The organism is Xenorhabdus eapokensis, assembly GCF_001908105.1.
Window position 1 is genome coordinate 137,424 of sequence record NZ_MKGQ01000002.1, and the last position, 25,022, is coordinate 162,445.

The 25,022-nt window shown below is 44.2% G+C and carries 25 protein-coding genes, 1 pseudogene and 1 riboswitch; of the genes and pseudogenes, 15 read left to right on the top strand and 11 right to left on the bottom strand.

Annotated features, from left to right (window positions below):
- Nucleotides 1-79: 79 nt before the first annotated feature.
- The 7 genes from bioB (at nucleotide 80) to Xedl_RS40170 (ending at nucleotide 6,952) form a co-directional block, all read left to right on the top strand.
- The gene (bioB, locus tag Xedl_RS40140) at nucleotides 80-1,120 is read left to right on the top strand and encodes a biotin synthase BioB (protein WP_074022415.1); all 1,041 of its coding nucleotides are present in this window, start codon (nucleotides 80-82) and stop codon (nucleotides 1,118-1,120) included.
- The gene (gene bioF / locus Xedl_RS40145) at nucleotides 1,120-2,271 is read left to right on the top strand and encodes an 8-amino-7-oxononanoate synthase (protein WP_074022416.1); all 1,152 of its coding nucleotides are present in this window, start codon (nucleotides 1,120-1,122) and stop codon (nucleotides 2,269-2,271) included. Before bioB ends, bioF begins: the two co-directional genes overlap by 1 nt.
- Entirely contained in the window at nucleotides 2,255-3,028 is a 774-nt protein-coding gene (gene bioC / locus Xedl_RS40150; RefSeq protein WP_074022417.1) for a malonyl-ACP O-methyltransferase BioC, read from the top strand. The genes bioF and bioC overlap by 17 nt, the downstream gene beginning before the upstream one ends.
- Nucleotides 3,018-3,701: a dethiobiotin synthase gene (bioD, locus tag Xedl_RS40155; protein WP_074022418.1), complete on the top strand. Its 684-nt coding sequence runs from the start codon at nucleotides 3,018-3,020 to the stop codon at nucleotides 3,699-3,701. Before bioC ends, bioD begins: the two co-directional genes overlap by 11 nt.
- A 585-nt stretch (nucleotides 3,702-4,286) precedes the next feature.
- Nucleotides 4,287-6,314 carry an excinuclease ABC subunit UvrB gene (gene uvrB / locus Xedl_RS40160; RefSeq protein WP_074022419.1) on the top strand — a complete coding sequence of 676 codons (2,028 nt, stop codon included), beginning with the start codon at nucleotides 4,287-4,289 and terminating at the stop codon, nucleotides 6,312-6,314.
- A 96-nt stretch (nucleotides 6,315-6,410) separates the two neighbouring features.
- A complete protein-coding gene (locus Xedl_RS40165) occupies nucleotides 6,411-6,659 on the top strand; it encodes a type II toxin-antitoxin system Phd/YefM family antitoxin (protein WP_074018380.1) in 249 nt (82 codons plus the stop codon).
- Entirely contained in the window at nucleotides 6,659-6,952 is a 294-nt protein-coding gene (locus Xedl_RS40170; protein WP_074022420.1) for a type II toxin-antitoxin system RelE family toxin, read from the top strand. The genes Xedl_RS40165 and Xedl_RS40170 overlap by 1 nt, the downstream gene beginning before the upstream one ends.
- A 90-nt stretch (nucleotides 6,953-7,042) precedes the next feature.
- On the opposite strand, the gene yvcK is transcribed toward Xedl_RS40170, so the two are convergent.
- Nucleotides 7,043-7,951: a uridine diphosphate-N-acetylglucosamine-binding protein YvcK gene (yvcK, locus tag Xedl_RS40175; protein WP_074022421.1), complete on the bottom strand. Its 909-nt coding sequence runs from the start codon at nucleotides 7,949-7,951 to the stop codon at nucleotides 7,043-7,045.
- A 270-nt stretch (nucleotides 7,952-8,221) separates the two neighbouring features.
- A riboswitch (molybdenum cofactor riboswitch) is annotated at nucleotides 8,222-8,364 on the top strand.
- Between yvcK and moaA the strand changes: the two genes are divergently transcribed.
- The 5 genes from moaA to Xedl_RS40200 all read left to right on the top strand — a co-directional run bounded on the left by moaA (nucleotide 8,351) and on the right by Xedl_RS40200 (nucleotide 11,442).
- Nucleotides 8,351-9,334, top strand: a complete 984-nt coding sequence (gene moaA, locus Xedl_RS40180; protein WP_208605022.1) for a GTP 3',8-cyclase MoaA — start codon at nucleotides 8,351-8,353, stop codon at nucleotides 9,332-9,334. It overlaps the preceding riboswitch by 14 nt.
- A gap of 33 nt (nucleotides 9,335-9,367) precedes the next feature.
- The gene (gene moaC, locus Xedl_RS40185) at nucleotides 9,368-9,847 is read left to right on the top strand and encodes a cyclic pyranopterin monophosphate synthase MoaC (protein ID WP_074022423.1); all 480 of its coding nucleotides are present in this window, start codon (nucleotides 9,368-9,370) and stop codon (nucleotides 9,845-9,847) included.
- Nucleotides 9,844-10,089 (top strand): molybdopterin synthase sulfur carrier subunit, encoded by a 246-nt coding sequence (gene moaD, locus Xedl_RS40190; protein WP_074022424.1) that lies wholly within the window; start codon nucleotides 9,844-9,846, stop codon nucleotides 10,087-10,089. Before moaC ends, moaD begins: the two co-directional genes overlap by 4 nt.
- Before the next feature lie 2 nt (nucleotides 10,090-10,091).
- Nucleotides 10,092-10,544: a molybdopterin synthase catalytic subunit MoaE gene (moaE, locus tag Xedl_RS40195; protein ID WP_074022425.1), complete on the top strand. Its 453-nt coding sequence runs from the start codon at nucleotides 10,092-10,094 to the stop codon at nucleotides 10,542-10,544.
- A gap of 187 nt (nucleotides 10,545-10,731) precedes the next feature.
- Complete coding sequence (locus Xedl_RS40200) at nucleotides 10,732-11,442, top strand: Bax inhibitor-1/YccA family protein (RefSeq protein ID WP_074022426.1); 711 nt, start codon at nucleotides 10,732-10,734, stop codon at nucleotides 11,440-11,442.
- Between the two features lie 126 nt (nucleotides 11,443-11,568).
- Here Xedl_RS40200 and Xedl_RS40205 read toward each other — a convergent pair whose 3' ends face one another.
- From Xedl_RS40205 to Xedl_RS40240, 8 genes are all read right to left on the bottom strand, one after another.
- Nucleotides 11,569-12,207, bottom strand: coding sequence for a LysE family translocator (locus Xedl_RS40205; protein WP_074022427.1), 639 nt, complete (start codon nucleotides 12,205-12,207; stop codon nucleotides 11,569-11,571).
- Between the two features lies 1 nt (nucleotide 12,208).
- A complete protein-coding gene (locus Xedl_RS40210) occupies nucleotides 12,209-12,664 on the bottom strand; it encodes a 2OG-Fe(II) oxygenase (protein ID WP_208605018.1) in 456 nt (151 codons plus the stop codon).
- A gap of 172 nt (nucleotides 12,665-12,836) precedes the next feature.
- A complete protein-coding gene (locus tag Xedl_RS40215) occupies nucleotides 12,837-13,469 on the bottom strand; it encodes an alanyl-tRNA editing protein (RefSeq protein WP_074022428.1) in 633 nt (210 codons plus the stop codon).
- Nucleotides 13,470-13,732: 263 nt separating this feature from the next.
- Nucleotides 13,733-14,839, bottom strand: coding sequence for an ABC transporter permease (locus Xedl_RS40220; protein WP_074022429.1), 1,107 nt, complete (start codon nucleotides 14,837-14,839; stop codon nucleotides 13,733-13,735).
- A gap of 12 nt (nucleotides 14,840-14,851) precedes the next feature.
- Nucleotides 14,852-16,012, bottom strand: coding sequence for an ABC transporter permease (locus Xedl_RS40225; protein WP_074022430.1), 1,161 nt, complete (start codon nucleotides 16,010-16,012; stop codon nucleotides 14,852-14,854).
- Nucleotides 16,009-17,745: an ATP-binding cassette domain-containing protein gene (locus tag Xedl_RS40230; protein ID WP_074022431.1), complete on the bottom strand. Its 1,737-nt coding sequence runs from the start codon at nucleotides 17,743-17,745 to the stop codon at nucleotides 16,009-16,011. The genes Xedl_RS40225 and Xedl_RS40230 overlap by 4 nt, the downstream gene beginning before the upstream one ends.
- A 9-nt stretch (nucleotides 17,746-17,754) precedes the next feature.
- Complete coding sequence (hlyD, locus tag Xedl_RS40235; protein WP_074022432.1) at nucleotides 17,755-18,747, bottom strand: secretion protein HlyD; 993 nt, start codon at nucleotides 18,745-18,747, stop codon at nucleotides 17,755-17,757.
- A 79-nt stretch (nucleotides 18,748-18,826) separates the two neighbouring features.
- Nucleotides 18,827-19,522 carry a transcriptional regulator gene (locus tag Xedl_RS40240; RefSeq protein ID WP_074022433.1) on the bottom strand — a complete coding sequence of 232 codons (696 nt, stop codon included), beginning with the start codon at nucleotides 19,520-19,522 and terminating at the stop codon, nucleotides 18,827-18,829.
- 370 nt (nucleotides 19,523-19,892) lie between these two features.
- On the opposite strand from Xedl_RS40240, the gene rhlE reads away from it, so the two are divergent.
- Together rhlE and dusC are read left to right on the top strand one after the other, a co-directional pair.
- A complete protein-coding gene (gene rhlE / locus Xedl_RS40245) occupies nucleotides 19,893-21,254 on the top strand; it encodes an ATP-dependent RNA helicase RhlE (protein ID WP_074022434.1) in 1,362 nt (453 codons plus the stop codon).
- Nucleotides 21,255-21,257: 3 nt separating this feature from the next.
- A complete protein-coding gene (gene dusC / locus Xedl_RS40250) occupies nucleotides 21,258-22,241 on the top strand; it encodes a tRNA dihydrouridine(16) synthase DusC (protein WP_074022435.1) in 984 nt (327 codons plus the stop codon).
- Nucleotides 22,242-22,767: 526 nt separating this feature from the next.
- Here dusC and sseA read toward each other — a convergent pair.
- A complete protein-coding gene (gene sseA, locus Xedl_RS40255) occupies nucleotides 22,768-23,607 on the bottom strand; it encodes a 3-mercaptopyruvate sulfurtransferase (RefSeq protein WP_074022436.1) in 840 nt (279 codons plus the stop codon).
- A gap of 39 nt (nucleotides 23,608-23,646) precedes the next feature.
- Nucleotides 23,647-23,802: a hypothetical protein gene (locus tag Xedl_RS40260; protein ID WP_167366712.1), complete on the bottom strand. Its 156-nt coding sequence runs from the start codon at nucleotides 23,800-23,802 to the stop codon at nucleotides 23,647-23,649.
- A 212-nt stretch (nucleotides 23,803-24,014) separates the two neighbouring features.
- Between Xedl_RS40260 and Xedl_RS40265 the strand changes: the two are divergent.
- Nucleotides 24,015-25,022, top strand: a pseudogene (locus Xedl_RS40265) (DEAD/DEAH box helicase); the annotation flags it as partial.

Sequence of the window (25,022 nt, forward strand, 5' to 3'; positions counted from 1 at the left end):
ACCTTTTAAAGTTCATTTTGGTTGACATGATAACGGTGTTATTTAAACTGACAACATTTTTTACATCGGAGATGTTATTGTGAGCGAGCGTCAACAATGGACAATCAGACAAACGCAGACGTTGTTTGATAAACCTTTTTTTGAATTATTATTTCAGGCACAACAAGTACACCGCGAACATTTTGATCCACAACAAGTACAGGTCAGTACACTGCTTTCGATAAAAACGGGCGCTTGTCCAGAGGATTGCAAATATTGCCCACAAAGTTCCCGCTATAAAACCGGTTTGGAAAAAGAACGGTTGATGGAAGTGGAAAAAGTCATTGAATCAGCGCGCAAAGCGAAAAATGCGGGTTCAACCCGTTTCTGCATGGGGGCAGCCTGGAAAAACCCACATGAGCGTGATATGCCGTATTTGGAAAAAATGGTCAAAGAAGTCAAATCACTAGGGATGGAAACCTGCATGACGTTAGGCATGTTAAACCAATCGCAGGCACAGCGTTTGGCACAGGCCGGTCTGGACTATTACAACCATAATCTGGATACCTCGCCAGAATTTTACGGCAATATCATCACCACTCGCAGTTATCAGGACAGGCTGGATACTTTAGGCAATGTCCGAAATGCAGGTATTAAAGTCTGCTCCGGCGGTATCGTTGGTTTGGGTGAGCAAATTCGTGATCGGGCAGCATTATTGGTGCAATTGGCAAACCTGCCTAAGCCGCCGGAAAGTGTACCGATCAATATGCTGGTAAAAGTCAAAGGAACACCACTGGAAGACAATGAAGATGTCGATCCTTTTGACTTTATTCGTACCATCGCTGTGGCACGGATCATGATGCCAAAATCTCACGTCCGTTTATCCGCAGGACGTGAACAGATGAATGAGCAAACTCAGGCACTGTGCTTTATGGCAGGGGCTAATTCCATTTTCTACGGTTGTAAATTGCTGACTACACCAAACCCGAATGAAGATAAAGATCTGCAACTGTTCCGCCGCTTGGGAATTAACCCTCAACAAACAAAAACGGCATTTGGTGACAATCAGCAACAGCAGAATTTGACTGAAGCTATGATTCATCATGCTGATAACGAACAATTTTATAATGCGGCAATATGATGAGCTGGTCAGACTTTCTCTCCCTGCGTTTGGCCGAACGTCGGGGCACCCCGCTATGGCGTAACAGGCAAATCCATCACGGCGCTGATGGGCGTTTATTATCCACTTCGGACGGCCAATATCTTAATTTTTCCAGTAATGATTACCTTGGCTTGAGTCAACATCCCCAGATTATTACTGCCTGGCAACAAGGTGCCCAGCAATATGGTGTGGGCAGTGGCGGCTCAGGGCATGTTACGGGTTACACTGCTGCACATCACACGCTGGAACAACAACTCGCGGAGTGGTTGGGATATTCTCGTGCTTTACTTTTCATTTCCGGTTATGCCGCTAATCAAGGGGTGATTGCGGCCTTGATGGAAGGGAAAGATCGCATTATTGCTGATCGCCTGAGCCATGCGTCGTTACTCGAAGCAGCAATGCACTCTCCCGCACAACTTCGGCGTTTTCTGCATAATGATATGGGATCTTTGCAGCAACATTTGGCAAAAACGTGTATCGGTAAAACGCTGGTGGTCACGGAAGGTGTTTTTAGCATGGATGGGGATTATGCGCCACTTGATGTTATTGCACAGCAAGCGAAATCGACGGCAAGTTGGTTGATGGTGGATGATGCCCACGGTATCGGCATTCATGGTGATGAAGGGCGCGGCAGTTGCTGGATGCAAAATGTTAAACCGGAGATTCTGGTCGTCACCTTCGGCAAGGCATTTGGATTAAGCGGAGCCGCAATTTTATGTGATGAACAAACCGCAGAATACCTGCTCCAATATGCCAGACATCTGATTTACAGCACCTCAATGCCACCTGCGCAGGCACTGGCACTTTCCGAAGCAGTACGACAAATCAGGGCTGGGGATGAATTGCGTCAGCGGTTGCAAAACAACATCCGTTATTTTCGTCGCGAAGCACAGCATCTGCCTTTTGCATTGCTGAATTCAGAAACGGCTATCCAGCCATTAATCGTTGGTGATAATGAGCGTTGTACCGCACTGTCTCATGTACTTAAGCAAAAAAAAGTGTGGGTTAAAGCAATACTTCCACCCACGGTTCCCCCTGACAGCGCACGATTGCGTATTACATTGACAGCAAACCATACCCGACAGGACATTGATGCATTACTGGAGGCGTTGCATGGTTCTGGCTGTTAAATCCGTTGACAAGCAGGCGATTGCCGGTGCTTTTGACCGTGCGGCTGCCAAATATGACACGGTGGCTAAGTTACAACAGCAAACCGGTGAGTATTTGATGGGGTTGGCACAAGCGGAAGATATCGGTATGCAGGTATTGGATGCAGGGTGCGGAAGCGGTTTTTTTAGTGCTCGTTGGAAACAGCAGGGTAAACAAGTTATCGCACTGGATCTGGCTTCCGGTATGTTGAGCTATGCAAAAGGGCAGCAAGTTGCTGATTATTATTTGCAAGGAGATATCGAACATTTGGGGTTAGCAGATAACAGCGTCGACATCTGTTTCAGCAATCTGGCGGTACAATGGTGCAATGATTTATCATGCGCTTTACGCGAATTTTACCGTGTTACCCGTAGCGGTGGCCTTATCGTATTTTCCACGCTTGCACAGGGTTCGCTGAATGAATTGGCAACCGCTTGGGCGCACGTGGATGATTATCAGCATGTTAATCAATTCCTGCCATTGCGAACAATTATCCAGGCATGCCAACCCTATCGACATAAAATCATTAGCCGAAAATATTACCAGCGCTATCCACAATTGTTGCCTTTATTGAATTCCCTAAAAGGGATCGGTGCAACACACCTTCATCATGGCCGCCAGCAAGGATTAATGACGAGAAAACGTCTAAACGCCCTTGCAGAAGCCTACCCACGAAACAATGGGGATTATCCATTAAGCTATCAAATTGTTTTTGGAGTTATTTATTGTGACAAGTAAATATTTTCTGACAGGAACGGATACTGATGTAGGTAAAACAGTGGTGAGTTGTGCCTTGCTGCAAGCGGCTAATAAGAAGGGATATTTGACTGCCGGTTATAAACCTGTGGCATCAGGAAGTGAAATGACGTCAGAAGGAATACGTAATGGTGATGCATTGGCCTTGCAGCGTAATAGTTCGGTGTCACTCACTTATCGGGAAGTGAATCCGCTGGTATTTATGGAGCCGACATCGCCGCATATTGTAAGTGCGGAACTTAATCAACCAATAGATTTTTCCGTTTTGTCGGAAGGTTTGGCAGTACTGGTAAAAAAATCTGACTGGATTTTGGTTGAAGGCGCAGGAGGATGGTATACGCCATTATCGGAAAATACGACTTTTGCCGATTGGGTGATCCAGGAGAATTTAGCGGTAATTTTGACAGTGGGTGTCAAATTGGGCTGCATCAACCATGCTGTATTAACCGCAAAGGCAATTCAGTATGCTGGGCTAAAGTTAGCTGGCTGGGTTGCCAATGAAATTGAACCGGCCGGCAAACATCAGGCTGCCTATCTGGAGACACTGGAGCGCCTGATCCCCGCACCTTTATTGGGAATTATTCCTTATCTGAGTGAATCATGCGATAAAAATAATATAGGAAAATATATTACTATTGATTCTTTGGTTAACTAATTGTTTACTTTGGGCTAGTTAAAATTGATGCTTAGGGTTGTGATTTAATCGATGTTCTTACGTAGAAGATGTTTTATTTCAACAACGATTGAACTATTTTTGATCAACAAATAGCGTGAATCAATCCCAAAGCAGCATAAAAATATTCCACTATTGAAAAAATGTATCAGTGGGGATAACTCTGCAACCGCCCATGCTTAATAGGTTTTGCTGAGTTATCCACTATTCCTGTGGATAACCTTGTGTATTAGTTTTAGAAAAGTATCCTCGTGCAAGGTAATACGCGGCCTGCGGCAGATTTGCTGTTATTCTCTACTTGGATTTTTTTATAGTCAAAATCAATGCGTTAAATAAAAGCAATTCCTTTTTGCATCTCTTTGCTATTCAGTGCCCCATCATTTCAGCCAATAATACAAAAATAGAAAAAAGCAAGATCATTATCTGGGGATAAAAATAGTTACCTTTGATGTTAAGCAAAGGTTAATAACATCCGGACAACAACATTATTTTGCCAACTTACTTGAAGCTGGTTTTTTATCCAGTATGATAAAAATAATTTTGTCAGTGTATGGATGGCGTGGGGAAATGAGCAAAGAAACGAATAAAATATTTAAGTTGCACTCTGATTTTAAACCGGCAGGTGATCAGCCATCGGCTATCAGACAGTTACAGGAAGGGCTTGAAGATGGACTGGCTCATCAAACCCTTCTGGGAGTCACGGGATCGGGTAAAACTTTCACGATTGCCAATGTTATCGCAAACTTAAATCGCCCCACCATGATCCTTGCTCCCAATAAAACCCTGGCAGCACAGCTCTATAGCGAAATGAAAGCGTTTTTCCCTGAGAATGCCGTGGAGTATTTTGTTTCCTATTACGATTATTACCAACCAGAAGCTTATGTCCCCAGTTCCGATACCTTTATCGAAAAAGATGCGTCAGTGAATGAACATATCGAACAGATGCGACTGTCTGCAACGAAAGCCTTGCTGGAACGCCGTGATGTCGTCGTGGTGGCTTCTGTCTCCGCGATTTACGGTTTAGGTGATCCTGATAGCTATTTGAAAATGATGCTTCATTTAACTGAGGGCATGTTAATTGACCAGCGCGCTATCTTGCGTCGGTTAGCGGAACTGCAATATACCCGCAATGATCAGGCATTCCAGCGCGGAACATTTCGGGTTCGTGGTGAAGTCATCGATATTTTCCCCGCAGAATCGGATGAACGTGCTTTGCGCGTAGAATTGTTTGATGATGAAGTCGAACGCCTTTCCCTGTTTGATCCGCTGACGGGACAGGTAGAGTACCATGTCCCGCGTTATACCATCTATCCCAAGACCCACTATGTGACACCACGTGAACGCATCCTTCAGGCGATGGAGGAGATCAAGATTGAGCTGGAACAACGGCGTCAGATTCTGTTGGCGTCAGACAAGTTGTTGGAAGAACAGCGTGTCACCCAGCGAACCCAATTCGATCTCGAAATGATGAATGAATTGGGCTATTGCTCTGGTATTGAAAACTATTCTCGTTATTTGTCTGGACGTTCTGCTGGTGAACCACCTCCAACGCTGTTTGATTACCTGCCGGCAGAGGGTTTGCTGGTGGTGGATGAATCCCACGTTACTATCCCACAGATTGGTGGAATGTACCGAGGGGATCGCTCCCGCAAGGAAACATTGGTGGAATATGGTTTCCGTTTGCCATCAGCGCTGGATAACCGTCCATTGCGGTTTGAGGAGTTTGAGGCATTGGCACCACAAACCATTTATGTTTCAGCCACTCCCGGCAATTATGAATCAGAAAAATCAGGCCACGAAGTTGTTGAACAAGTTGTGCGCCCAACGGGGCTAATTGACCCTGAAGTTGAAGTTCGACCGGTGGCAACTCAGGTCGATGATCTGCTGTCTGAAATCCGTATCCGTGCGGCAAACAATGAACGAGTGTTGGTCACAACCTTAACCAAACGCATGGCGGAAGACTTGACTGAGTATCTGGAAGAGCATGGTGAGCGGGTACGTTATCTCCATTCTGACATTGATACCGTAGAGCGAGTGGAAATTATCCGTGATCTTCGTCTCGGTGAATTTGATGTTTTGGTTGGCATTAACTTATTGCGCGAAGGTTTGGATATGCCAGAAGTTTCCCTTGTGGCAATTTTGGACGCAGATAAAGAGGGTTTTCTTCGTTCAGAACGCTCCCTGATCCAAACCATCGGTCGTGCAGCGCGTAACCTGCATGGTAAAGCCATTTTATATGGTGACAAAATTACGGATTCGATGGCAAGGGCTATTGAAGAAACCGAACGCCGTCGCGCCAAACAGCAGGCGTTTAACCAAGAGCACGGCATCGTACCACAGGGTTTGAAGAAAAAAATTGGTGATATCCTGAAAATTGGTCAGCCGGTTAATGGCAAAGGGAAGGCCAAAGGAAAAAATAAAGTTACCCTGGGTACAGATGATTACCGCAACCTGCCGGCGAAAGAGCTGGAGAGAAAAATCCGTGAACTGGAAGAGAAAATGTACCAACATGCACGGGATCTTGAATTTGAGCAAGCAGCCAATATTCGTGACCAGGTTCAGGCATTGCGGGCACAATTTATTACCAATTCCTGAAAATTTATATCCGTGTCTATGTGATCCATCGTGACTTGTTAACTGGTCTTTTATGGAATATTATCAGACCGATTAACAGGTCTTTTGGGAGGGGTTATGGCTGCTATTATTTTGAGTGACATGAGTGCCAGTGTTAGTGAGTTAAAACGCAACCCTATGGCGACTGTCAGTGCTGGAGGGGGCTCTCCAGTGGCTATATTGAATAGAAATAAACCTGCATTTTATTGTGTTCCCGCGGAACTGTATGAAAAAATGTTGGATGCCTTGGATGATCGGGAATTAGTCAAGATAGTGCAGGAGCGTGAAAATCAGCCTCTAGTCGATGTAGATTTGGATCAATATTGATGATTTATGCGGTCAAATTTAGGGAAGATGCTGCAAAAGAGTGGGCTAGACTGGATAGCACTATTCAGCGACAATTTGCTAAGAAACTAAAGAAGTTATGTGAAAATCCACATATTCCTTCTCTTAAACTCAGTGGAATGCCCAATTGTTATAAAGTAAAATTACGTGCTTCTGGTTTTAGGCTTGTTTATCAGGTAATTGATGATAAATTAATTATTGCTGTTGTTGCCGTTGGTAAACGTGAACGGAATGAAGTTTATCGGTTGGCTATTAATCGTATTTCGGAACCATAAATTTATCATAATTAATGATGGATGACAGTGTTTATCATAAAAAAGACAAACTCCATTATTTTAAATAGAGCTTGTCAGTGGACTGAAATGCTAACCCAACTTTTGCAGAGTATGCTCAATTGCCTGACGCAACAATTCACGGTCGTGACGGTAAGGGATATCCTGTGCTTCCAAAACCCGTTGTGTCACAACGCGGTCATTGAAAGGGCTGATATCGGTACGCGGGCCGACAATCAGCGCATGAATCATCTTGCGGCCAATCTTGTTCTCCATGATGGCAAGTTTATCTTTTAATGATAGATTGGCCGCAGCGTGGCTGAGTTCTTTCCCTAAGTTACCGATATAAATCATGTTCGCATTACTGCGTCGTAAGGATTGGGTTAAATCTTCCAATAGCAACAATGGCATTAGGCTGGTGAAAAAGCTGCCAGGGCCGATCAAAATCAAATCGGCTTGCTCAATAGCATCCAGTGCCTCTTTAGTGGCATTGACATGAGGGTAAAGCGAGAGTTCCTGTGGTACACAATTGAGCTGATCGATATTCACTTCACCATATACGGTATTACCTTGATCATCGACTGCCATTAAATCAACTGATTGCTCGGACATAGGAATCAATTGTGCATTAACTTTCAGTAGATTGCGGATCAGGTTAATGGCCTCAAGAGGACGGACACTTAAATGATCCAGCGCTTTCAACATCAAATTGCCTAAATTATGTCCGGCCAATTCGCCATTGCCACTGAACCGATATTCAAACATGGCAGAAGCAATGGTCGGTTCCGTGATTAACTGATTGAGGCAATTGCGCATATCTCCCCAGGCAATCCCGCCTTCCGAACGTCGTATTCTACCGGTTGAACCACCATTGTCCGTTGTCGTGACAATTCCTGTCAGACGTGCTCCGAGGGAGGAAAGGGAAGACATAACGCGTCCAAGTCCATGACCACCGCCGAGGGCGACAACGCGATCTAAATCAGCTAATGTGCGATTTCGCATAGGATTCCTGTTACTGGCTAAACGTAGGGGCTTTAGTAAATCTCGTGTAATTTATCATAAAATATGATGCATTCAGAAATTGATGTGATTTTATGCGATCTTTGCGCATGGCAGCTTAAAAACATCGCAGGGAATTTGATATTATCGCGATCAGCTAACTCGTTGTGTAATAAGATATATATCGGATCTGATATTAGCTTTTTGTTATCTTAACGGTTAGAATCTTCGGCGGGCATGCCGCCACTCGCGCAATGATTCATATAAAAATTTAACTGATATTAACTCCTAGCCTCTGTATCTAAGTCGCTGTATCACATTGATATGATGCTCTGGCCGTGGCTCCTGAGTCACCAGGATGCAAGGTAGAAATGCCAGCATCTCCCGTACTTGGAAGGTGTTATTGTGGAACAACTTGTAGATGCATTCTCGCGCAAATTCTATTATTTGAGATTGTCTATTACCGATGTGTGTAACTTCCGTTGCACGTATTGCCTGCCTGATGGATACCGGCCTCATGGCCATAAATCATTCCTTTCCCTGCCAGAAATTCGTCGTGTTAGCAGGGCATTTGCTGAACTTGGCACAGAAAAAATTCGTTTAACGGGGGGAGAACCCACCATGCGCCGCGATTTCTGCGATATCATCGCTGCGGTTCATGAAAATCCGCAAATCAAAAAAATTGCTGTCACAACGAATGGTTACCGTATGGAGCGGGATGTTTCCCAATGGAAATCGGCTGGCCTGACAGCGATTAACGTGAGTGTTGATAGTTTGGATCCTCGCCAATTTTACGCCATTACCGGACAAGATAAATTTTTCCAGATTATGCGTGGTATTGACACGGCTTTTGAGGCAGGCTTCAACACAGTGAAAATCAATGTCGTGTTGATGAAGAATGTGAATGATACCCACCTGCCTGCCTTCCTTGATTGGATTAAACATCGTCATATCCAGTTGCGTTTTATTGAATTGATGGAAACGGGGGAAGGTCGTGCCATTTTTCATCGTCATCATCTTTCTGGAGAAGTGATCCGCCGCCAACTGCTACAACAGGGGTGGCAACAACAGCAACGTGCGCGAAGTGATGGGCCGGCTAAAGTTTTTCGTCATCCCGATTATCAGGGAGAAATTGGCCTTATCATGCCGTATGAAAAAGATTTTTGCCAAAGCTGCAACCGTCTGAGGGTATCCGCTATTGGCAATCTTCATTTGTGCTTATTTGGTGAACAGGGTATTCCATTGCGTGATTTATTGTCTGATGATGCATCATTGGATGCTCTGAAACTCCGTATTCAAGGTGGATTGCGTTATAAACGTGAAACTCACTTTTTATATCAAGGGGACAGCGGGATCACCCCGAACCTTTCTTTTATTGGCGGCTAGCTTGATTGCAAAATTTATTTTCAGGAGCAAAGAATGTCTCAATTGACCCATATCACGACTTCGGGTGAAGCGCATATGGTGGATATTTCTGCCAAATCAGAAACTGTGCGTGAAGCACGGGCAGAAGCCTTTATTGAAATGCAGGCTGAAACCTTAGCCATGATTATCGCGGGTGATCACCATAAAGGGGATGTTTTTGCCACTGCCCGTATCGCAGGTATTCAGGCGGCGAAACGGACGTGGGAATTGATCCCGCTGTGCCATCCGCTGTTGCTGAGTAAAGTAGAAGTCCGGCTGGAAGCCCAAACAGAACATAATCGTGTCAGAATCGAATCCTGTTGCCGCCTGGCGGGGAAAACAGGTGTGGAAATGGAAGCTTTGACAGCGGTATCTGTGGCCGCTTTGACCATTTATGACATGTGCAAAGCGGTACAAAAAGATATGGTCATCGGGCCTGTGCGTCTGTTAGAAAAAAGGGGTGGCAAATCAGGAAATTTTAGGGTGGAGGCATGATAAAGGTACTGTTTTTTGCGCAAGTCCGCGAGCTGGTGGGAACAGATTCACTAGAACTGCCTCATGACTACTCAACGGTAGCGCATCTTCGTCATGCACTGACTGAAAAGGGAGAACGATGGGCATTGGCATTGGAAGAAGGCAAAGTGTTGTCTGCCGTCAATCAATCTTTTGTCCACGCTGAACATACCCTGAATGATGGTGATGAAGTGGCTTTTTTTCCACCTGTTACGGGGGGATAAAAATGGAAAATACGCGGATCAGTGTCCAACAGGAGGCATTTGATGTTGGTGAAGAATATCAATGGCTCTCGCAAGGTGATGAAGATGGTGCTGTTGTGACTTTTACCGGAAAAGTTCGTAACCATAACTTGGGAGACACCGTTAAGGCACTGACATTGGAGCATTATGCTGGCATGACAGAAAAAATGTTGCAGGGCATTGTGGCCGAAGCTCGCCAACGTTGGTCATTGCAACGAGTCAGCATTATTCATCGTATTGGCGAATTGTGCCCAGGGGATGAGATCGTATTGGTTGGTGTCACCGGTTCTCACCGCAATATGGCTTTTATGGCGGCTGAATTTATCATGGATTATCTGAAAACTAAGGCACCATTCTGGAAAAAAGAATCGCTTGTAGAGGGAGAGCGTTGGGTAGAGGCAAGGCAGAGTGATCAGGATGCGGTAAGCCGCTGGTAAAACAGCATTTGTTGGTTCATTCTGCGGATTATCACGAAAACTGGACAAATAAATAATATGTCACTGAAATTGCCATTAATTGGCGGATGGTTTTATTAATGTTCTATGCTAATGTATAACTTTTGAATAGATTGTTTATTTTTAAACATTCTTAATCCTTAAACATTGTCATGAAAAGGTAATCGTCATGGACCGATATCAACGTTCTAATGGTTCGATTGTCCAGAAAACTGGTTCTGGTATACAAACTTACATGGCACAAGTCTATGGTTGGATGACTTGTGGCTTGCTGTTAACCGCATTTGTTGCATGGTATGTGGCAAATACCCCTGAAATTCTATACGCCGTTTTCAGTAGCTCTATTGTTTTCTATGGCTTAATCATCGCACAGCTTGCGCTAGTATTTGTGCTGTCTGGTTTGGTTCATAAAATGAGTGGGGCACTGGCGACAGGGTTGTTTATGTTGTACTCCATGCTAACGGGGTTAACACTTTCCAGTATCTTTGTGGCTTACACCGCCAGTTCTATTGCCAGCACATTTGTCGTTTCAGCGGGTATGTTCGGTGCATTGAGCGTTTATGGTTATACCACTAAGCGTAGCCTGAGTGGTCTGGGTAGCTTCCTGTTTATGGGGCTAATTGGCATTGTTCTGGCTTCGTTGCTAAATATCTGGCTGAAAAGCTCGGCATTGATGTGGGCAATCACCTATATCGGTGTTGTGATTTTTGCTGGCTTGACGGCATACGATACCCAAAAACTGAAAGAAATGGGTGAACAATTGGATGTTAACGATAAAGAAACCCTGCGCAAGTATTCAATTACTGGTGCATTGACTCTATATCTGGACTTCATTAACCTGTTCTTAATGCTGTTACGTATTTTGGGTGATCGCCGATAGTCACTGATAGATTAAATGATTTTTTGATATAAAAACCCTGTTTTGTCAGGGTTTTTTTAATAGTTATTTCACCTTTATCGAATCAAACAATGATAAGTTCATAATCAATATTGGTCTTGGGGAAAATCATATAGACAGAAATAACAACCGGACAGCAAACCCAATCAATACTATTCCCATTACTCGTTCAAACCAATAACCTTTCTGTATGAATTTATTACGAATCAATGCATTTGAGAAAATGATACTCACCAACACAAACCAGACAGCATTGACTACACACATCCAAAGACCATAGAAGACTTGTATCAGAATAGGTGTATTACTACTCACTACGGTTGTGAAAACGGCCAAAAAGAACAATGTCGCCTTAGGATTAAGGGCATTGGTCATAAACCCCATCAGAAATGCTTTCCATCTACTCTGTGAGGCCAAACTAATTCCTTCACCCTCTAAGGTATCCAAATTAGCAGGTTTACTTCTGATAAATTTGATACCAAGCCACGCGATATAAATTGCACCAACGAGTTTTGCCACTTCCATCAACCACGGAGTGGCATGCATTAATGCACTAACTCCCACTAGTGTATAGATAACATGTATTGATATTCCCGCTCCAATACCTACTGCCGTACATATCCCTGCCCAACATCCAAATCTTACACTCTGCCGTATAGTTACCGCAAAATCTGGACCTGGAGCAACTACTGCCAGGAAATGAATCACAGCCAGCCCCAGAAATTCCCCCCAATAGTTAGACAACATATCAACTCCAGAATGACAATAGATTTTCTGTTCCACAATAGCCTATAAAACAAGACAGACTCAAACGTAGATCATCGACACCAGCAGTCACAGAGTGCATACATCGAGAATTAAAGATCAAAAGATCACCTATCTCTGGTCGAATCTCTAGTGCTGGTTCACCAAGCAAATAAGGCTCAATCCCATAACTATCACCACGCATAGCATCAAATTCTTCTGTAGAGAGTTCATCCTTCCAAATTTGTAAGGCTCCACCTTCACTGGGCATAGAAAGATAAACATTAGCTGCAAACTGAGCTTGAAGACTTTTAGCCTTAAAGCTATCAGGGGCATCCTTAGCAAAAATGTCATGGTGTGCAAGAAAAGTGACCCCAGGTATGACTACCCTCGATAATCCCACATACATTTTCTTACCATAAAGTGTTTTCAATTTGGGCACCAGCAGGCCAAAACTCATCTAAAATGCATCTCAGCTAACAAATTAGGTACAAATTGTTTTACACGTATAACTAAAATTTCCTTATCTGCAAGCTTTTTCAGACATGTCGCATCAAGGCAATCAACTTCTATAATCATAATATCCTTTTATTTTATTTACTGGTGATTTTTAGAAACAATATATTAAATTGTCAGGCTACATCATAATGTACTATTAAATTGCCCTTCTTTATTTTAACCTCCTGCACTTTAATATTTCCTAGTTGTCCTAGAGATGTTACGTGGGTACCACCACAAAGGTAAGGCGTAAAATGACCAAAACTAACTTCTCGAAATCCATCATTTCGTTGAACTACTTTGCATGGTAGATCCTGTCTAATATAATTTTCACATATCGTTTGAATATGCTTTTCCGATACACTTTGAGCATTCACACCCGGCTTAAATACTATTCTTCCTTCACCCGGCCAATGATGAGCTTTAATCGGATGCCACATCATAAGCTCAACTACATGCCCAATAAGATGCCCAGCAGAATGCAGCCGCGAATATAATTGGCGTCGTTCAATATCAACACGAGCAAAAGCATTTCCCAAAGCCACAGGTTTTGTCGTTAAGTGGACAATGTCACCATCTTCCACATTCACGTGAACTACTTCAACTTCATTAAGCCAGCCTATATCGCTGGGTTGTCCCCCTCCTTGAGGATGAAATATTGTAGACTTCAACCAAGTGGAATAACATCCATTATCACGAGGAATACAACCAATCACTTCAACATTATCAGTCAGTGCTTGATTTGATAAATAATTACGCTCCGTCATATTTTATTCTCAGGTATTATTACAATTTAAATATAGTTTTATAATTATTTCAATTTGAACTATCTAAAATATATAATTTGATTTTCTTATGATTTTTTATGGTTTTCTAAAAAAACTAACACTCATTAGAAAAAAAGTAAAGTAACAACTAGTAAGGATATAATAAGCGATATTGCTATTTTCATTAAAAAATATAATAGAGAATTATCCTACGTTTAATGACAGGCAATTCAATTAGGTGGTTTTTCACAGCGTTAAATTTATCAGGCAATCTTATTCCGAAATAGCCGATAAGCGATCCCGCCAGTTGTTGCAGTAATTACCAATAAAGGCCATAAATTAGGCCAAATAACGGATAAATCCGCCCCTTTCAAATAAATCTGCTTGGTGATGTCGGTAAAATGCCGGATTGGATTAATCCAGGTGATGTTTTGTAACCAAACGGGCATATTCTCGACCGGAGAGATATAACCAGAAAGCAAAATAGCGGGCATCATAAACACAAATACACCAATAAACGCTTGTTGTTGGGTGGAACAGACAGCAGAAATCAGCAAACCGAAACCCACCAGAGATAAGCCATAAATCACCATACAGCCATAAAATAGCAGCAAGGAACCCGCGAAAGGAATTTGATAGAACAGTGTTCCAATCAGCAAAACAATGCTTGCTTGCATTGTCGCCACAACGAGTGCCGGAATGGCCTTGCCAAGGAAAATTTGCCAGGTTGCCAGTGGCGAAACCAGCAACTGATCCAGTGTCCCTTGTTCCCGCTCACGAGCGACTGACAACGCTGTGACAATCAGAACACCAATCGTTGTAATCATGGCAACCAGCGACGGCACAACGAACCACTTATAATCCAAATTGGCGTTATACCAGTTACGCACAATAAGTTCGCTATTATTGAAATTAGGGGCATTTCCCAACCGTTGTTGCTGGTAATTCATCACAATCTGCTGGATATAGTTGGCTGCGATTTGGGCACTGTTTGAATTACGCCCATCCAACAAAACTTGAATTGATGTTGGGTTATGGTTGGCGAGATCAGCACTGAAATTTTGTGGAAAGCGTACCAGCAGCAGTGCCTTGCGGTTATCCAGAGTGGGGCGGATCTCTTGCGAACTGGTTAGTAAAATAACATCAGGAAATGCTTTTGATTTTGCCAGCCGTTGGGTTAACTCAATCGATGCCTGCCCTTTATCCTCATTATAAATAGCGATGGTGGCGTTTTTGACTTCCAGCGTTGCGGCCCACGGAAACAGGATCATTTGTATAATCACAGTCAAAATCAAAATGTTCCGTGTTTGCGGTTCTCTCAGAAGAGACTGCAACTCTTTCATGATAAGTGTATACAGACGATAAAACATGCTCTTTCCTTTTTAATCCAGATGCCGACGCGTTTTCCACGCGGTCAGGCCGATAAAGACGATGGAACTGGCAATCAACAGGAGCAGGTTTGTCAGCAACACAGTGCCAATATTTCCCGCCAGAAAGAGCGTCTGTAGGCTGCTGACAAAGTAACGTGCAGGTATGACATAAGTCGCAGCCTGAATAAGCACAGGCATACTGTCTATCTCGAAAACAAAACCAGACAACATAATGGCAGGCAAAAAAGCGGCATTGAGAGAAATCATCGCCGCATTGAACTGATTACGTGTCAGGGTGGAAATCAGTAACCCCATCCCCAGAGCGGTAGCGAGATAAAGGCTGGAAACTAATGCTAATATCCAGAGTGAGCCGCGATAGGGAACCCCCAGCACAAACACCGTGAATAGCATACAAAGTACCATGACGAAAGATCCCAGCATTTGATAGGGTAATAATTTGGCGAGCAGCAATTCGGTGCGGGTAACCTGGGTCGAAAGTAGCGCTTCCATAGTGCCGCGTTCCCATTCACGGGCGACGACGAGCGAGGTAAGAATTGCGCCGACCACGGTCATAATAATTGAAACAGCACCAGGGATAAGGAAGTGCTGGCTAATGGCGGCGGGATTAAACCAATAGCGGATTTGTGTATCAATCAAGGGGGGCGTTGCAACCCCACGATTTTGCCCTCGTTGCTGTAACCAGATTTGCCAGATGCCTTTGGTATAGCCCTGCACGAAATTGGCGGTATTCGGTTCACTGCCATCGGTAATAACCTGGATGGGAGCATGGCTGTCTGCGCGGGCAAGCTGGGCGTCAAAGTTGACAGGGATGACGATAATGCCCCGAATTTGGTTTTCCTGCATTTTTTTGATTAAGAGCTGGCGATTGTCGCTGATGGTGGCATCAATATAGGGCGATCCGGTAAAGACATGCACCAATTCACGGGCGTCCTCGCTCTGTTGTTCCATGAGAATACCAAGGCGCAGCTTGCTGGAATCCAGGTTAATGCCGTAACCAAAAATAAAGAGCAACATTAAAGGGATAACTACCGCAATTAAAGCACTGCTGGGATCACGGACAATTTGCTTAGTTTCCTTGATACAGAGTGCCTTCAATCGACGCCATGAGAAACTGACCGCTTGCTGGGGTGTTACATGTTCAGAATGACTCATTGCGGCTCCTTATCGTAGTTCAACACGAGGCCGATAAAAGCATCTTCCATGGAAGGATTAGGGCGCTTATCCGTGGCAACCAGTTGTTTTAGTTCATCGGGTGTTCCGGCTGCAATCAATTTGCCCCGAAAGACCAGCCCGATACGATCACAATATTCGGCTTCCTCCATAAAGTGAGTTGTAACCATCACGGTGACCCCTTTGTCTACCATGCCGTTGATATGTAGCCAAAATTCGCGGCGGGTCAGCGGGTCAACACCCGAAGTGGGTTCATCCAAAAACAGAATATCAGGTTCGTGCATCAATGCGCAGGAAAGGGCAAGTCGTTGCTTAAATCCGAGCGGAAGGCTATCCGTCTTTTGATGTAAGATTGACCCAAGATTGAAAGCACGGATCATGTCAGACATCTTTTCTTGTTGATGGCGACCTTTCAGGCCGTAAACACCGGAGAAAAACTTAAGATTCTGCCCAACCGTCAGGTTGCCATACAGTGAGAATTTTTGCGCCATATAGCCAAGGTGTTGGCGGGCTTTGCCTGAACCGGTTTTTAAATCCATACCCAAAACCAGCGCTTTGCCTGACGTCGGGATCATTAAACCACACATCATTTTGAAGGTCGTCGATTTTCCGGCTCCATTTGGCCCTAATAGGCCGAATATTTCTCCCCGTTTCACCTGAAAATCGACATGGTCAGTGGCAGCAAAATCGCCAAATTTTTTGGTCAGGCTACGGGCTTCTATCACGGTTTCCGTTGGGTTTGGCGGGATTTGCGGCATTATTTCAGCCAATTCGGAACGATGGGATGGGCCGCCGCCCAATAAATCGATAAATGCATCTTCGAAACGGGGTTCGGCCTCTAGAATATTGGTTTCAGGTAAATCGATCTGTTGAAGTAATTCGTTTTTATCCACCCCTTTTTTTAAGATCAGGCGAACATATTTTCCCTGAATGACACCATCAGTCACTTGGGGTAAGGTAAGGGCGTGTTGCAGCATTTTGCGGCGCGCATCTTGTTTAACATCAAGCAAAAAAGATCGACCCGCAATATTTTGGGTTAAGTCTTGTGGCTGGCCGCGATAGAGCAGCTTACCGCGGTTCATCAGCAAAACATCACGACATAATTCGGCTTCGTCCAAATAAGAGGTGCTCCACAGGATCAGCATGCCGTCAGAAGCGAGTTCATGAACCATTTGCCATAATTCACGACGGGCGATGGGATCAACGCCCACACCAGGTTCATCCAGTAGCAAAACTTTCGGGCTACCCAATAAAGTACAAGCAAGCCCCAATTTTTGTTTCATACCACCGGACAATTTTCCGGCTAACCGTCCGGTAAAACGGGTTAAATCCGTGAAGGTGAGTAATTTCTGAAAGGTGGTTTTGCGCTCTTCGCCAAGTACACCACGCAGGTCGGCATATAAAGTGAGATTTTCCATTACGGTTAAATCTTCATACAAGCCAAATTTCTGCGGCATGTAACCGAGGTCAGAACGGACTTGCACACTGTCCTTGATGGGATCAAGTCCCATAATTTCAATATTGCCGCTATCGGGCTTCAATAATCCGGCTAACATTCTTATCAGCGTGGTTTTTCCAGCGCCATCTGGGCCAACAAGACCCGTCACTGATCCGCCCTGAATTTCTGCTTGCAGATGGGATACAGCAGGAACCTCTAATCCTGGAAACGTTTTCTCCACGCCGTTCAGTTTTATCGTATAAGCTGAACTGGTCATGTTATCGCCTTAGTTATTTATTTCAGCAAAGCGTAAAGTGACAGGCATGCCTTGTTTCAGCCCTTCATCGGGATCAAGGACAATAATGCGCAGGCGATACACTAAGTCTGTTCTTAAATCCGGTGTTTCGACATTTTTTGGGGTAAATTCGGCCGTTGGAGAAACAAAACCGATTTTGCCATGATAGGGTTGGTTTTTCCGCCCATCGGTATAAATCAGAACTTCCCGTCCGGCGATAGCCTGATTGAGATGAGGTTCATCAATATAGGCTCTGATCCAAACGGGATTGGTGAGTGACAGGGTAAAAACCGTGTTGCCAGCCGCCAGCATAGTGCCGGGTTCAATGGCTCTGGTCAGGATCATCCCTGCCGATGGAGAAGTGAGTTGAGTATCTTTTAGATCGAGTTCCGCCTGTGCTACCGTTGCTTCTGCCTGAATAAGTTGGGCTTTTGCTGCCGCGATTTCTTCTATGCGATAACCCGTCTCGAACTGCCGCAATTTATCTTTTGCCGCCTGGTAAGCAGCCAGTGCCTGATTGCGTCCGGTTCTGGCATTTTCCAGCTCATTGGCGGAAATGGTTTTGCTTTGCCATAAGCCCTGCTGGCGTTTCAGGAAACTATCGGCAAAATGGAAGGCTGACTCTTTTTGCTTTACTTCAGCACGTACTTGAGCGATTTCTTCGCTGCGATAACCCGCCTCAGCTTTGGCAAGATTGGCCTTGGCGACATCACGCGCCGCTTTGGCCTGATTCAAGGCATTAATAAAGGGAGCATCATCAAGGCGACCAAGCATCTGGTTCACCGTTATGGCATCACCTTCATCCACTTGTAGTTCAGCCAGTTTACCGGCAACCCGAAAACTGAGGTTGACCGTCCTGATATCGACATTGCCATACAGGGTTAGCTCCCTGCTATTTTGTTCCTGATAATAGTAGATACCGACAATCGCACCGATAACAACAATGAGCGCCAATAGGGCAAGAGCAAACTTTTTACTGTTCATACCATCCCTTATGCCTTGTTCAATTTATACCTTCTATCTTTCAAGTGGTGGCTTCGTTGGTTATGCCATTGCTTAAGAGCTATTGGGTATGCATTTTTGATTTCTCTCTTAACCCATCAAGCAATAAATTGATGTGCTGAGATAAAACCTGATTGATTAATTCGTATTCTTTGGCACCAATATTGTCCCATCCGGTTTGGCGCAATAAGGCTTCACGAGCCAGACGGAAAGAAAGGATCTCACCCAATAAAGCATGAGTGTGGATTTGGGTGGAAATTTGGCGTTCATCAGCGCCGATATAATTGGCGATGAGTTTATTCATTCGGGAATAAATGGGAGCCAGTCCCTGTTCATGCATGACACTGTAAGCCGCTGTCGGCGTCAATTGTTCATGGGACATGATCCGGCTGATATTGATACTGCTTTTCTCAAAAATCAGGCGGTTATAGCTCACCATTCCCTGATGAATAAATGCCAATATTGGATCTTTTGGATAGGGTTTTGGTGTCTTGGCAAAAAAATGATCAATGGCTTCAATGAGGGGGGAAAACTCCGCTTTTAGCTTATCGGCAATATGTTGCACAACTGTGAGGTATAATCCTTCTTTGGAACCGAAATAATATGCGATAGCTGCAATATTTTGCTGTGCAAGTTGGGCAATGTTACGGGTAGTCGCACCATCCAGACCAGATTTGCCAAAAATTTCTATCGCTGCTTCCAGAAGTTGTTGTTTGGCTTGTTCGCCGCGTAATGTCTGGGCCTTCTTTGCTGACATGTCAAAATATTTCCTGTGACAAAGCGTTTTCGGGAGTGTCGAAAAATATATCAATCGTATGATTAACTTTAAAACTAAAGCAAGTAGATGTAAAGTTGCTACAAATTGTCTTTTTAATAGACGCCCATAAAAAATAATCGTCCAGTTTTGGCTCATTTCCCTTGGCTAAAGAGATTTAGTCAATTTTAGACGAATTTATTACTCTCTTTGACCTGCGTTGCAAGACATATCTGTTATACTCATGCCCTATTTATATACGGTGCATTGCAGTTTGTGTAGTTTCTTTGCGTTTTATCGCGTCTGTTTTCTTCCCATAAAACTGCCCCTGAATTGATATCAGGCATGGTGAAGTCTGGAGTATTTCTTATTTATGAATTTTGAGTCACTCGGCTTGAAGGCTGATATTTTGCGTGCCGTTGAAGAACAAGGCTACGTGGAACCTACCCCTATTCAGCAGCAGGCCATTCCTGTTGTGTTATCCGGCAAAGATCTATTAGCCAGTGCCCAGACAGGTACAGGAAAAACCGCAGGGTTTACTTTGCCTATCCTGCAACTCTTGAGCGAATCCCCGATTCAGGCAAAAGGCCGCCGTCCGGTCAGGGTGTTGATTTTAACCCCAACCAGAGAACTGGCGGCTCAGGTGGGGGAAAATGTACGTAGTTACAGCAAATACCTCAGATTACGTTCGTTTGTGGTATTCGGCGGTGTCAGTATCAATCCACAGATGATGAAACTGCGCGGTGGTGTGGATATTCTGGTAGCAACGCCGGGGCGCTTGCTGGATTTAGAGCACCAAAATGCGGTAGATCTTTCTCGCGTAGAGATCCTGGTTTTAGATGAAGCTGACCGCATGTTAGACATGGGCTTTATTCACGATATTCGTCGTGTGTTGAGCAAGCTGCCAGCAAAACGCCAAAACTTGCTCTTTTCTGCAACATTCTCTGATGAAATTAAAAACCTCGCCAGTAAATTACTGAAAGAGCCAGTCAGCGTAGAAGTGGCACGGCGTAACTCAGCCTCTGAGCAAATTGAACAAGCAATCCATTTTGTGGACAAAAAGCGCAAGGGTGAATTGCTCTCTTACATGATCGGTAGCCAGAACTGGCAACAGGTGCTGGTATTTACGCGTACCAAACATGGTGCAAACCGGTTGGCGGAGCAATTGAATAAAGATGGTGTAACTGCTGCGGCGATCCACGGTAACAAAAGTCAGGGAGCAAGAACCCGTGCGCTGTCTGATTTTAAGACAGGGAAAATCCGCGCGTTGGTAGCAACGGATATCGCTGCCCGTGGACTGGATATTGACCAATTACCCTATGTCGTCAACTATGAGCTGCCAAATGTTGCCGAAGATTATGTGCATCGCATTGGCCGTACAGGGCGTGCAGAAGCTACAGGGCAAGCAATATCGCTGGTGTGTGTCGATGAACATAAGCTCCTGAAAGATATTGAGCGCCTGTTGAAGCGGGAAATTCCACGCATTGCTATTTCGGGTTATGAACCTGATCCTTCTATCAAAGCTGAGCCTATCCAAAACGGCCGCAATAGCCGTGATAATAACTCTCGTGGTAATAACTCTCGTGGTAATAATCCACGAAGTGATAATCAACATAGTAATAACCCGCGCGGTAATAACCCACATAGAAATGGTAAACCAAGCCATGCCAAACAAAATCGGGTAAATAAAGGTCGGGCAAGCAAAACTCCACGTGCTTCGGTGGCGGGAGAGTAATTCATGCGCGTTTTGCTGGCTCCTATGGAAGGGGTTTTGGATTCTCTGGTTAGGGAACTGTTGAGTGAAATCAATGACTATGACCTGTGTATCACTGAATTCCTGCGTGTAGTTGACAGCTTACTGCCGGTAAAGTCCTTTTACCGGTTGTGCCCTGAACTGCATCATCAGAGCCGTACACCAGCGGGAACGCCTGTCAGGCTCCAGCTCCTTGGGCAATATCCAGAATGGTTGGCAGAAAATGCTGTCAGGGCGGTTGAATTGGGATCATGGGGTGTCGATTTAAACTGTGGTTGTCCGTCCAAGGCAGTCAATGGCAGTGGTGGAGGCGCCAGTTTATTAAAAGATCCCGAACTCATTTATCAGGGAGCTAAAGCCATGCGTGAAGCCGTGCCTGCCCATTTGCCGGTAACGGTAAAAGTACGTCTGGGATGGGATTCTGCTGCACGCCAATTTGAGATTGCGGATGCCGTCCAGCAAGCGGGTGCAACCGAGCTGGTTGTGCATGGGCGAACCAAAGAAGATGGTTATAAAGCAGAGCGTATCAACTGGAAGGCGATAGGGGAAATTCGGCGTCGCCTCGCTATTCCTGTCATTGCCAACGGTGAAATTTGGGATTGGCAGAGTGCCCAGGAGTGTATCAAAACGACAGGGTGTGCTGCCGTAATGATAGGACGTGGCGCCCTGCATGTGCCAAACTTGAGTCGTGTCATTAAATATAATGAACCAAAGATGCCGTGGCGTGGTGTACTCAAGCTGTTGCAAAAATATACTTATCTGGAAAAACAGGGGGATACGGGGCTTTATCACGTTGCCCGCATCAAGCAATGGCTAGGATATTTGCGCAAAGAGTATCATGAAGCGGATGAATTATTTATGCAAATCAGAGTATTAAAAACATCTGCTGAGATCGCTAACGTTATTTCTTCTGCTGTAGATAAATGTTTACTGCGGCATTTTACCCAAGAGTCTCAAATCTTCTGTTAGCCGGATTTATCCCTCCAGTGATATAGTGACATCGCATATTATATATAGCGTTATATAGTGTCTCTATATTTGGTTGTGTATTCAATCCGTTAATTCTGTTGCGAAGTGTAAGATTTTCACGCTTTCAACGACTTGTTCTTTAATCCCTGCCTGGCATGCGCTCAAGTTGAAAGGTTCGTTGGCAAAATCGACATTTTACTTCAGTCATCGCCATTTAATTTCTCCGAAAAAAGGGGAATTTTAGACCAACATCTACGGATTGAATACGTGACCCAATTTTTTAATAATAATCTTATTCCATTTATTAGGGGATTAATAGGAAAAGGTATAATTAATATATAATGATTTATTAATACATTCATTAGATTTTATATACCCACAGGCCGAATACTAATTGGCCTGTGGGTTCATTTATTGTTACTTTTACAATTTTCAATCCTTTTCATCAATGTGTTAAATTAAGGCGTAGAAGAGAAATCGAATTTGTAAATCAGTAAACTCATCGCTATTTATTCGTTCTAATCAGCTATTTTTCTAATGGAAGTGAATCATCGGCTCCCCATTCAGCCCAGGAGCCATCATATAATCCTGCTTCTTTATGACCAATCATATCAAGTCCCAAAACTAAAATAGCGGCTGTCATGCCAGAGCCACAACTGGCTATGATGGGTTGGTCTAAATCAATACCTTGCTTGCGAAATATTGTCGTAATTTCTTCTACTGGCTTATAACGCCCATTATCAATCAGGGCTGTCCACGGAACATTTTTAGCTCCGGGAAGGTGTCCCATTCTCAAACCTGGGCGGGGTTCTGGCACTTTTGCCTGAAAACGATCTTCTGCTCTGGCATCCACAAATTGTACTGCTATCTCATTACGGAGAGCATCGAGGATTTGCGCCTGAGAACAGACTTTTTCAGGGATAAACTGCACATTGAAAATTTCAGATGAGCGGGTCACTTTTCCTGATTCGGTTGGATAACCAGCTTGTTGCCAGCTTTGTAAGCCTCCTTCGAGGATACGGATATGACGAGCACCAAAGATGTTGAATGTCCACCATGCCCGTGGAGCAGAAAACATATTGCCTTGATCGTAAATGACCACCAGATGATTTTCACTGATACCCATTTTACCGACAACCTGACGGAAAGTTTCCGGCTCTGGCAGCATGTGTGGCAGATTGGTTTGTAGATTGGCAACCTTATCAAGATCAAAAAATTGTGCACCCGGAATGTGTTTTTCTAACCAGAGTTGATGATAATCAACGGTTTGGGTGGGCATTGGAGCACTGGCATCAACCACAACGATATTCTCATCATGGCGATGTTCGTTTAACCATTGTGGACTGACAAAATATTCATTTTTCATGAGCTTCCTCATCGGGTGTTACGATACAAACCAACGTATTTATTGTTGCCCTGTTGGCGCATTTTCCTGCTGAGTCTGTTGTGGTGCTTCTATTGGTGTAGTTGAGCGGGTATATATATTCATCCCTGCCAGAAAGATCCCACCAATTGAGCCGATGGAAAATAATATAATGATAATAAGCAGGATTTTTTTCATCTCTGTGTCCAATAAGGTTTTAATAAAAAGAGGATAACAATCATCAAAATCCAAAAGATAGAAAGCCAAAAGTATATCGGCTTCTAGAGGCAAGACAAGCGATAAACTATTTTTGCAAAAGCTGGAAACTGTTTCCCAGTAATGGCCTTATAAGGCTGATCTGAGATTCACTCTATGAGAGAATAGCTCCTCATTTTTAAGCAGAAAAATTCATGGCACTTTCCAGTTCAATAAAAAATCAGATTAGTCAGTGGCATAAAGCATTGTCTATCCATATTGATGGTTTCATTCCACGCGCGCCGCAACGCCAAATGATCGCTGAGGTTGCGATGACATTAGCGGATGAAGAAGGGCGGCATTTGGTGATAGAAGCATCAACAGGAGTAGGAAAAACGTTGTCATATCTGATCCCTGGGATTGCCATCAGTCGGGCAGAACAGAAACCATTGGTGGTCAGTACAGCCAATGTTGCTTTACAAGATCAAATCTACAGCAAGGATTTACCGCTGCTGCGTAAGATTATTCCTGACCTGAAATACACGGGCGCTTTTGGTCGGGCACGTTATGTCTGTCCGCGCAACTTGGAAGCCATTTGCGCCGCAGAAGGAGAGCAGATTGACTTGATGTTTCTGGTTGAAGACCAGACTGAAATTGCCAATAGTGAAGAGCGGGAACTATGTCGTCGATTGCGCAGTGATTATACGACATTTGTTTGGGATGGCTTACGTGATCACCATAAACTGGCACTGACAGATTCTCTGTGGACAAAAATCAGTACGGATAAAATGAACTGTCTGGCGCGCAATTGTCAGTTTTACTCCCGTTGTCCATTTTTTCTTGCCCGTAGGGAAATTGAAGATGCGGATGTTGTCGTCGCCAATCACTCTTTGGTTATGGCTGCGTTGGAAAGTGAATCTGTTTTGCCGGAAGCAAAAAATCTACTGTTGGTTCTGGATGAAGGGCACCATATTCCTGAAGTAGCAAGGGATGCCCTGGAAGTTGAAGGGGAAATAACTTTATTCCAGCTTAATGGGCAGTTAGATGCATTTATCCGTCATGTAGAACAGTACCTGGTTCAATTTCGGCCGACCAAACCGCCTGCTTTGGCAAATATCCCTCGATTGCAGACTCATTGTGCAACAATCCGTGAACACTTTACGGAATTGGCGGAGATAACACAGGCATTATTGCCTGAGCGTGGTGAAGCGGAAGAATATTTA

Coding starts and splice junctions, on each gene's coding strand:
- Xedl_RS40220 (WP_074022429.1), bottom strand. CDS start 14,839: ATGTTTTATCGTCTGTATACACTTATCATGAAAGAGTTGCAGTCTCTT.
- sseA (WP_074022436.1), bottom strand. CDS start 23,607: ATGAAAAATGAATATTTTGTCAGTCCACAATGGTTAAACGAACATCGC.
- bioC (WP_074022417.1), top strand. CDS start 2,255: ATGGTTCTGGCTGTTAAATCCGTTGACAAGCAGGCGATTGCCGGTGCT.
- yvcK (WP_074022421.1), bottom strand. CDS start 7,951: ATGCGAAATCGCACATTAGCTGATTTAGATCGCGTTGTCGCCCTCGGC.
- Xedl_RS40200 (WP_074022426.1), top strand. CDS start 10,732: ATGGACCGATATCAACGTTCTAATGGTTCGATTGTCCAGAAAACTGGT.
- dusC (WP_074022435.1), top strand. CDS start 21,258: ATGCGCGTTTTGCTGGCTCCTATGGAAGGGGTTTTGGATTCTCTGGTT.
- Xedl_RS40210 (WP_208605018.1), bottom strand. CDS start 12,664: ATGAGTTTTGGCCTGCTGGTGCCCAAATTGAAAACACTTTATGGTAAG.
- rhlE (WP_074022434.1), top strand. CDS start 19,893: ATGAATTTTGAGTCACTCGGCTTGAAGGCTGATATTTTGCGTGCCGTT.
- bioF (WP_074022416.1), top strand. CDS start 1,120: ATGAGCTGGTCAGACTTTCTCTCCCTGCGTTTGGCCGAACGTCGGGGC.
- Xedl_RS40240 (WP_074022433.1), bottom strand. CDS start 19,522: ATGTCAGCAAAGAAGGCCCAGACATTACGCGGCGAACAAGCCAAACAA.
- moaD (WP_074022424.1), top strand. CDS start 9,844: ATGATAAAGGTACTGTTTTTTGCGCAAGTCCGCGAGCTGGTGGGAACA.
- Xedl_RS40215 (WP_074022428.1), bottom strand. CDS start 13,469: ATGACGGAGCGTAATTATTTATCAAATCAAGCACTGACTGATAATGTT.
- Xedl_RS40225 (WP_074022430.1), bottom strand. CDS start 16,012: ATGAGTCATTCTGAACATGTAACACCCCAGCAAGCGGTCAGTTTCTCA.
- uvrB (WP_074022419.1), top strand. CDS start 4,287: ATGAGCAAAGAAACGAATAAAATATTTAAGTTGCACTCTGATTTTAAA.
- Xedl_RS40205 (WP_074022427.1), bottom strand. CDS start 12,207: ATGTTGTCTAACTATTGGGGGGAATTTCTGGGGCTGGCTGTGATTCAT.
- moaE (WP_074022425.1), top strand. CDS start 10,092: ATGGAAAATACGCGGATCAGTGTCCAACAGGAGGCATTTGATGTTGGT.
- Xedl_RS40230 (WP_074022431.1), bottom strand. CDS start 17,745: ATGACCAGTTCAGCTTATACGATAAAACTGAACGGCGTGGAGAAAACG.
- Xedl_RS40170 (WP_074022420.1), top strand. CDS start 6,659: ATGATTTATGCGGTCAAATTTAGGGAAGATGCTGCAAAAGAGTGGGCT.
- hlyD (WP_074022432.1), bottom strand. CDS start 18,747: ATGAACAGTAAAAAGTTTGCTCTTGCCCTATTGGCGCTCATTGTTGTT.
- Xedl_RS40165 (WP_074018380.1), top strand. CDS start 6,411: ATGGCTGCTATTATTTTGAGTGACATGAGTGCCAGTGTTAGTGAGTTA.
- moaC (WP_074022423.1), top strand. CDS start 9,368: ATGTCTCAATTGACCCATATCACGACTTCGGGTGAAGCGCATATGGTG.
- Xedl_RS40260 (WP_167366712.1), bottom strand. CDS start 23,802: ATGAAAAAAATCCTGCTTATTATCATTATATTATTTTCCATCGGCTCA.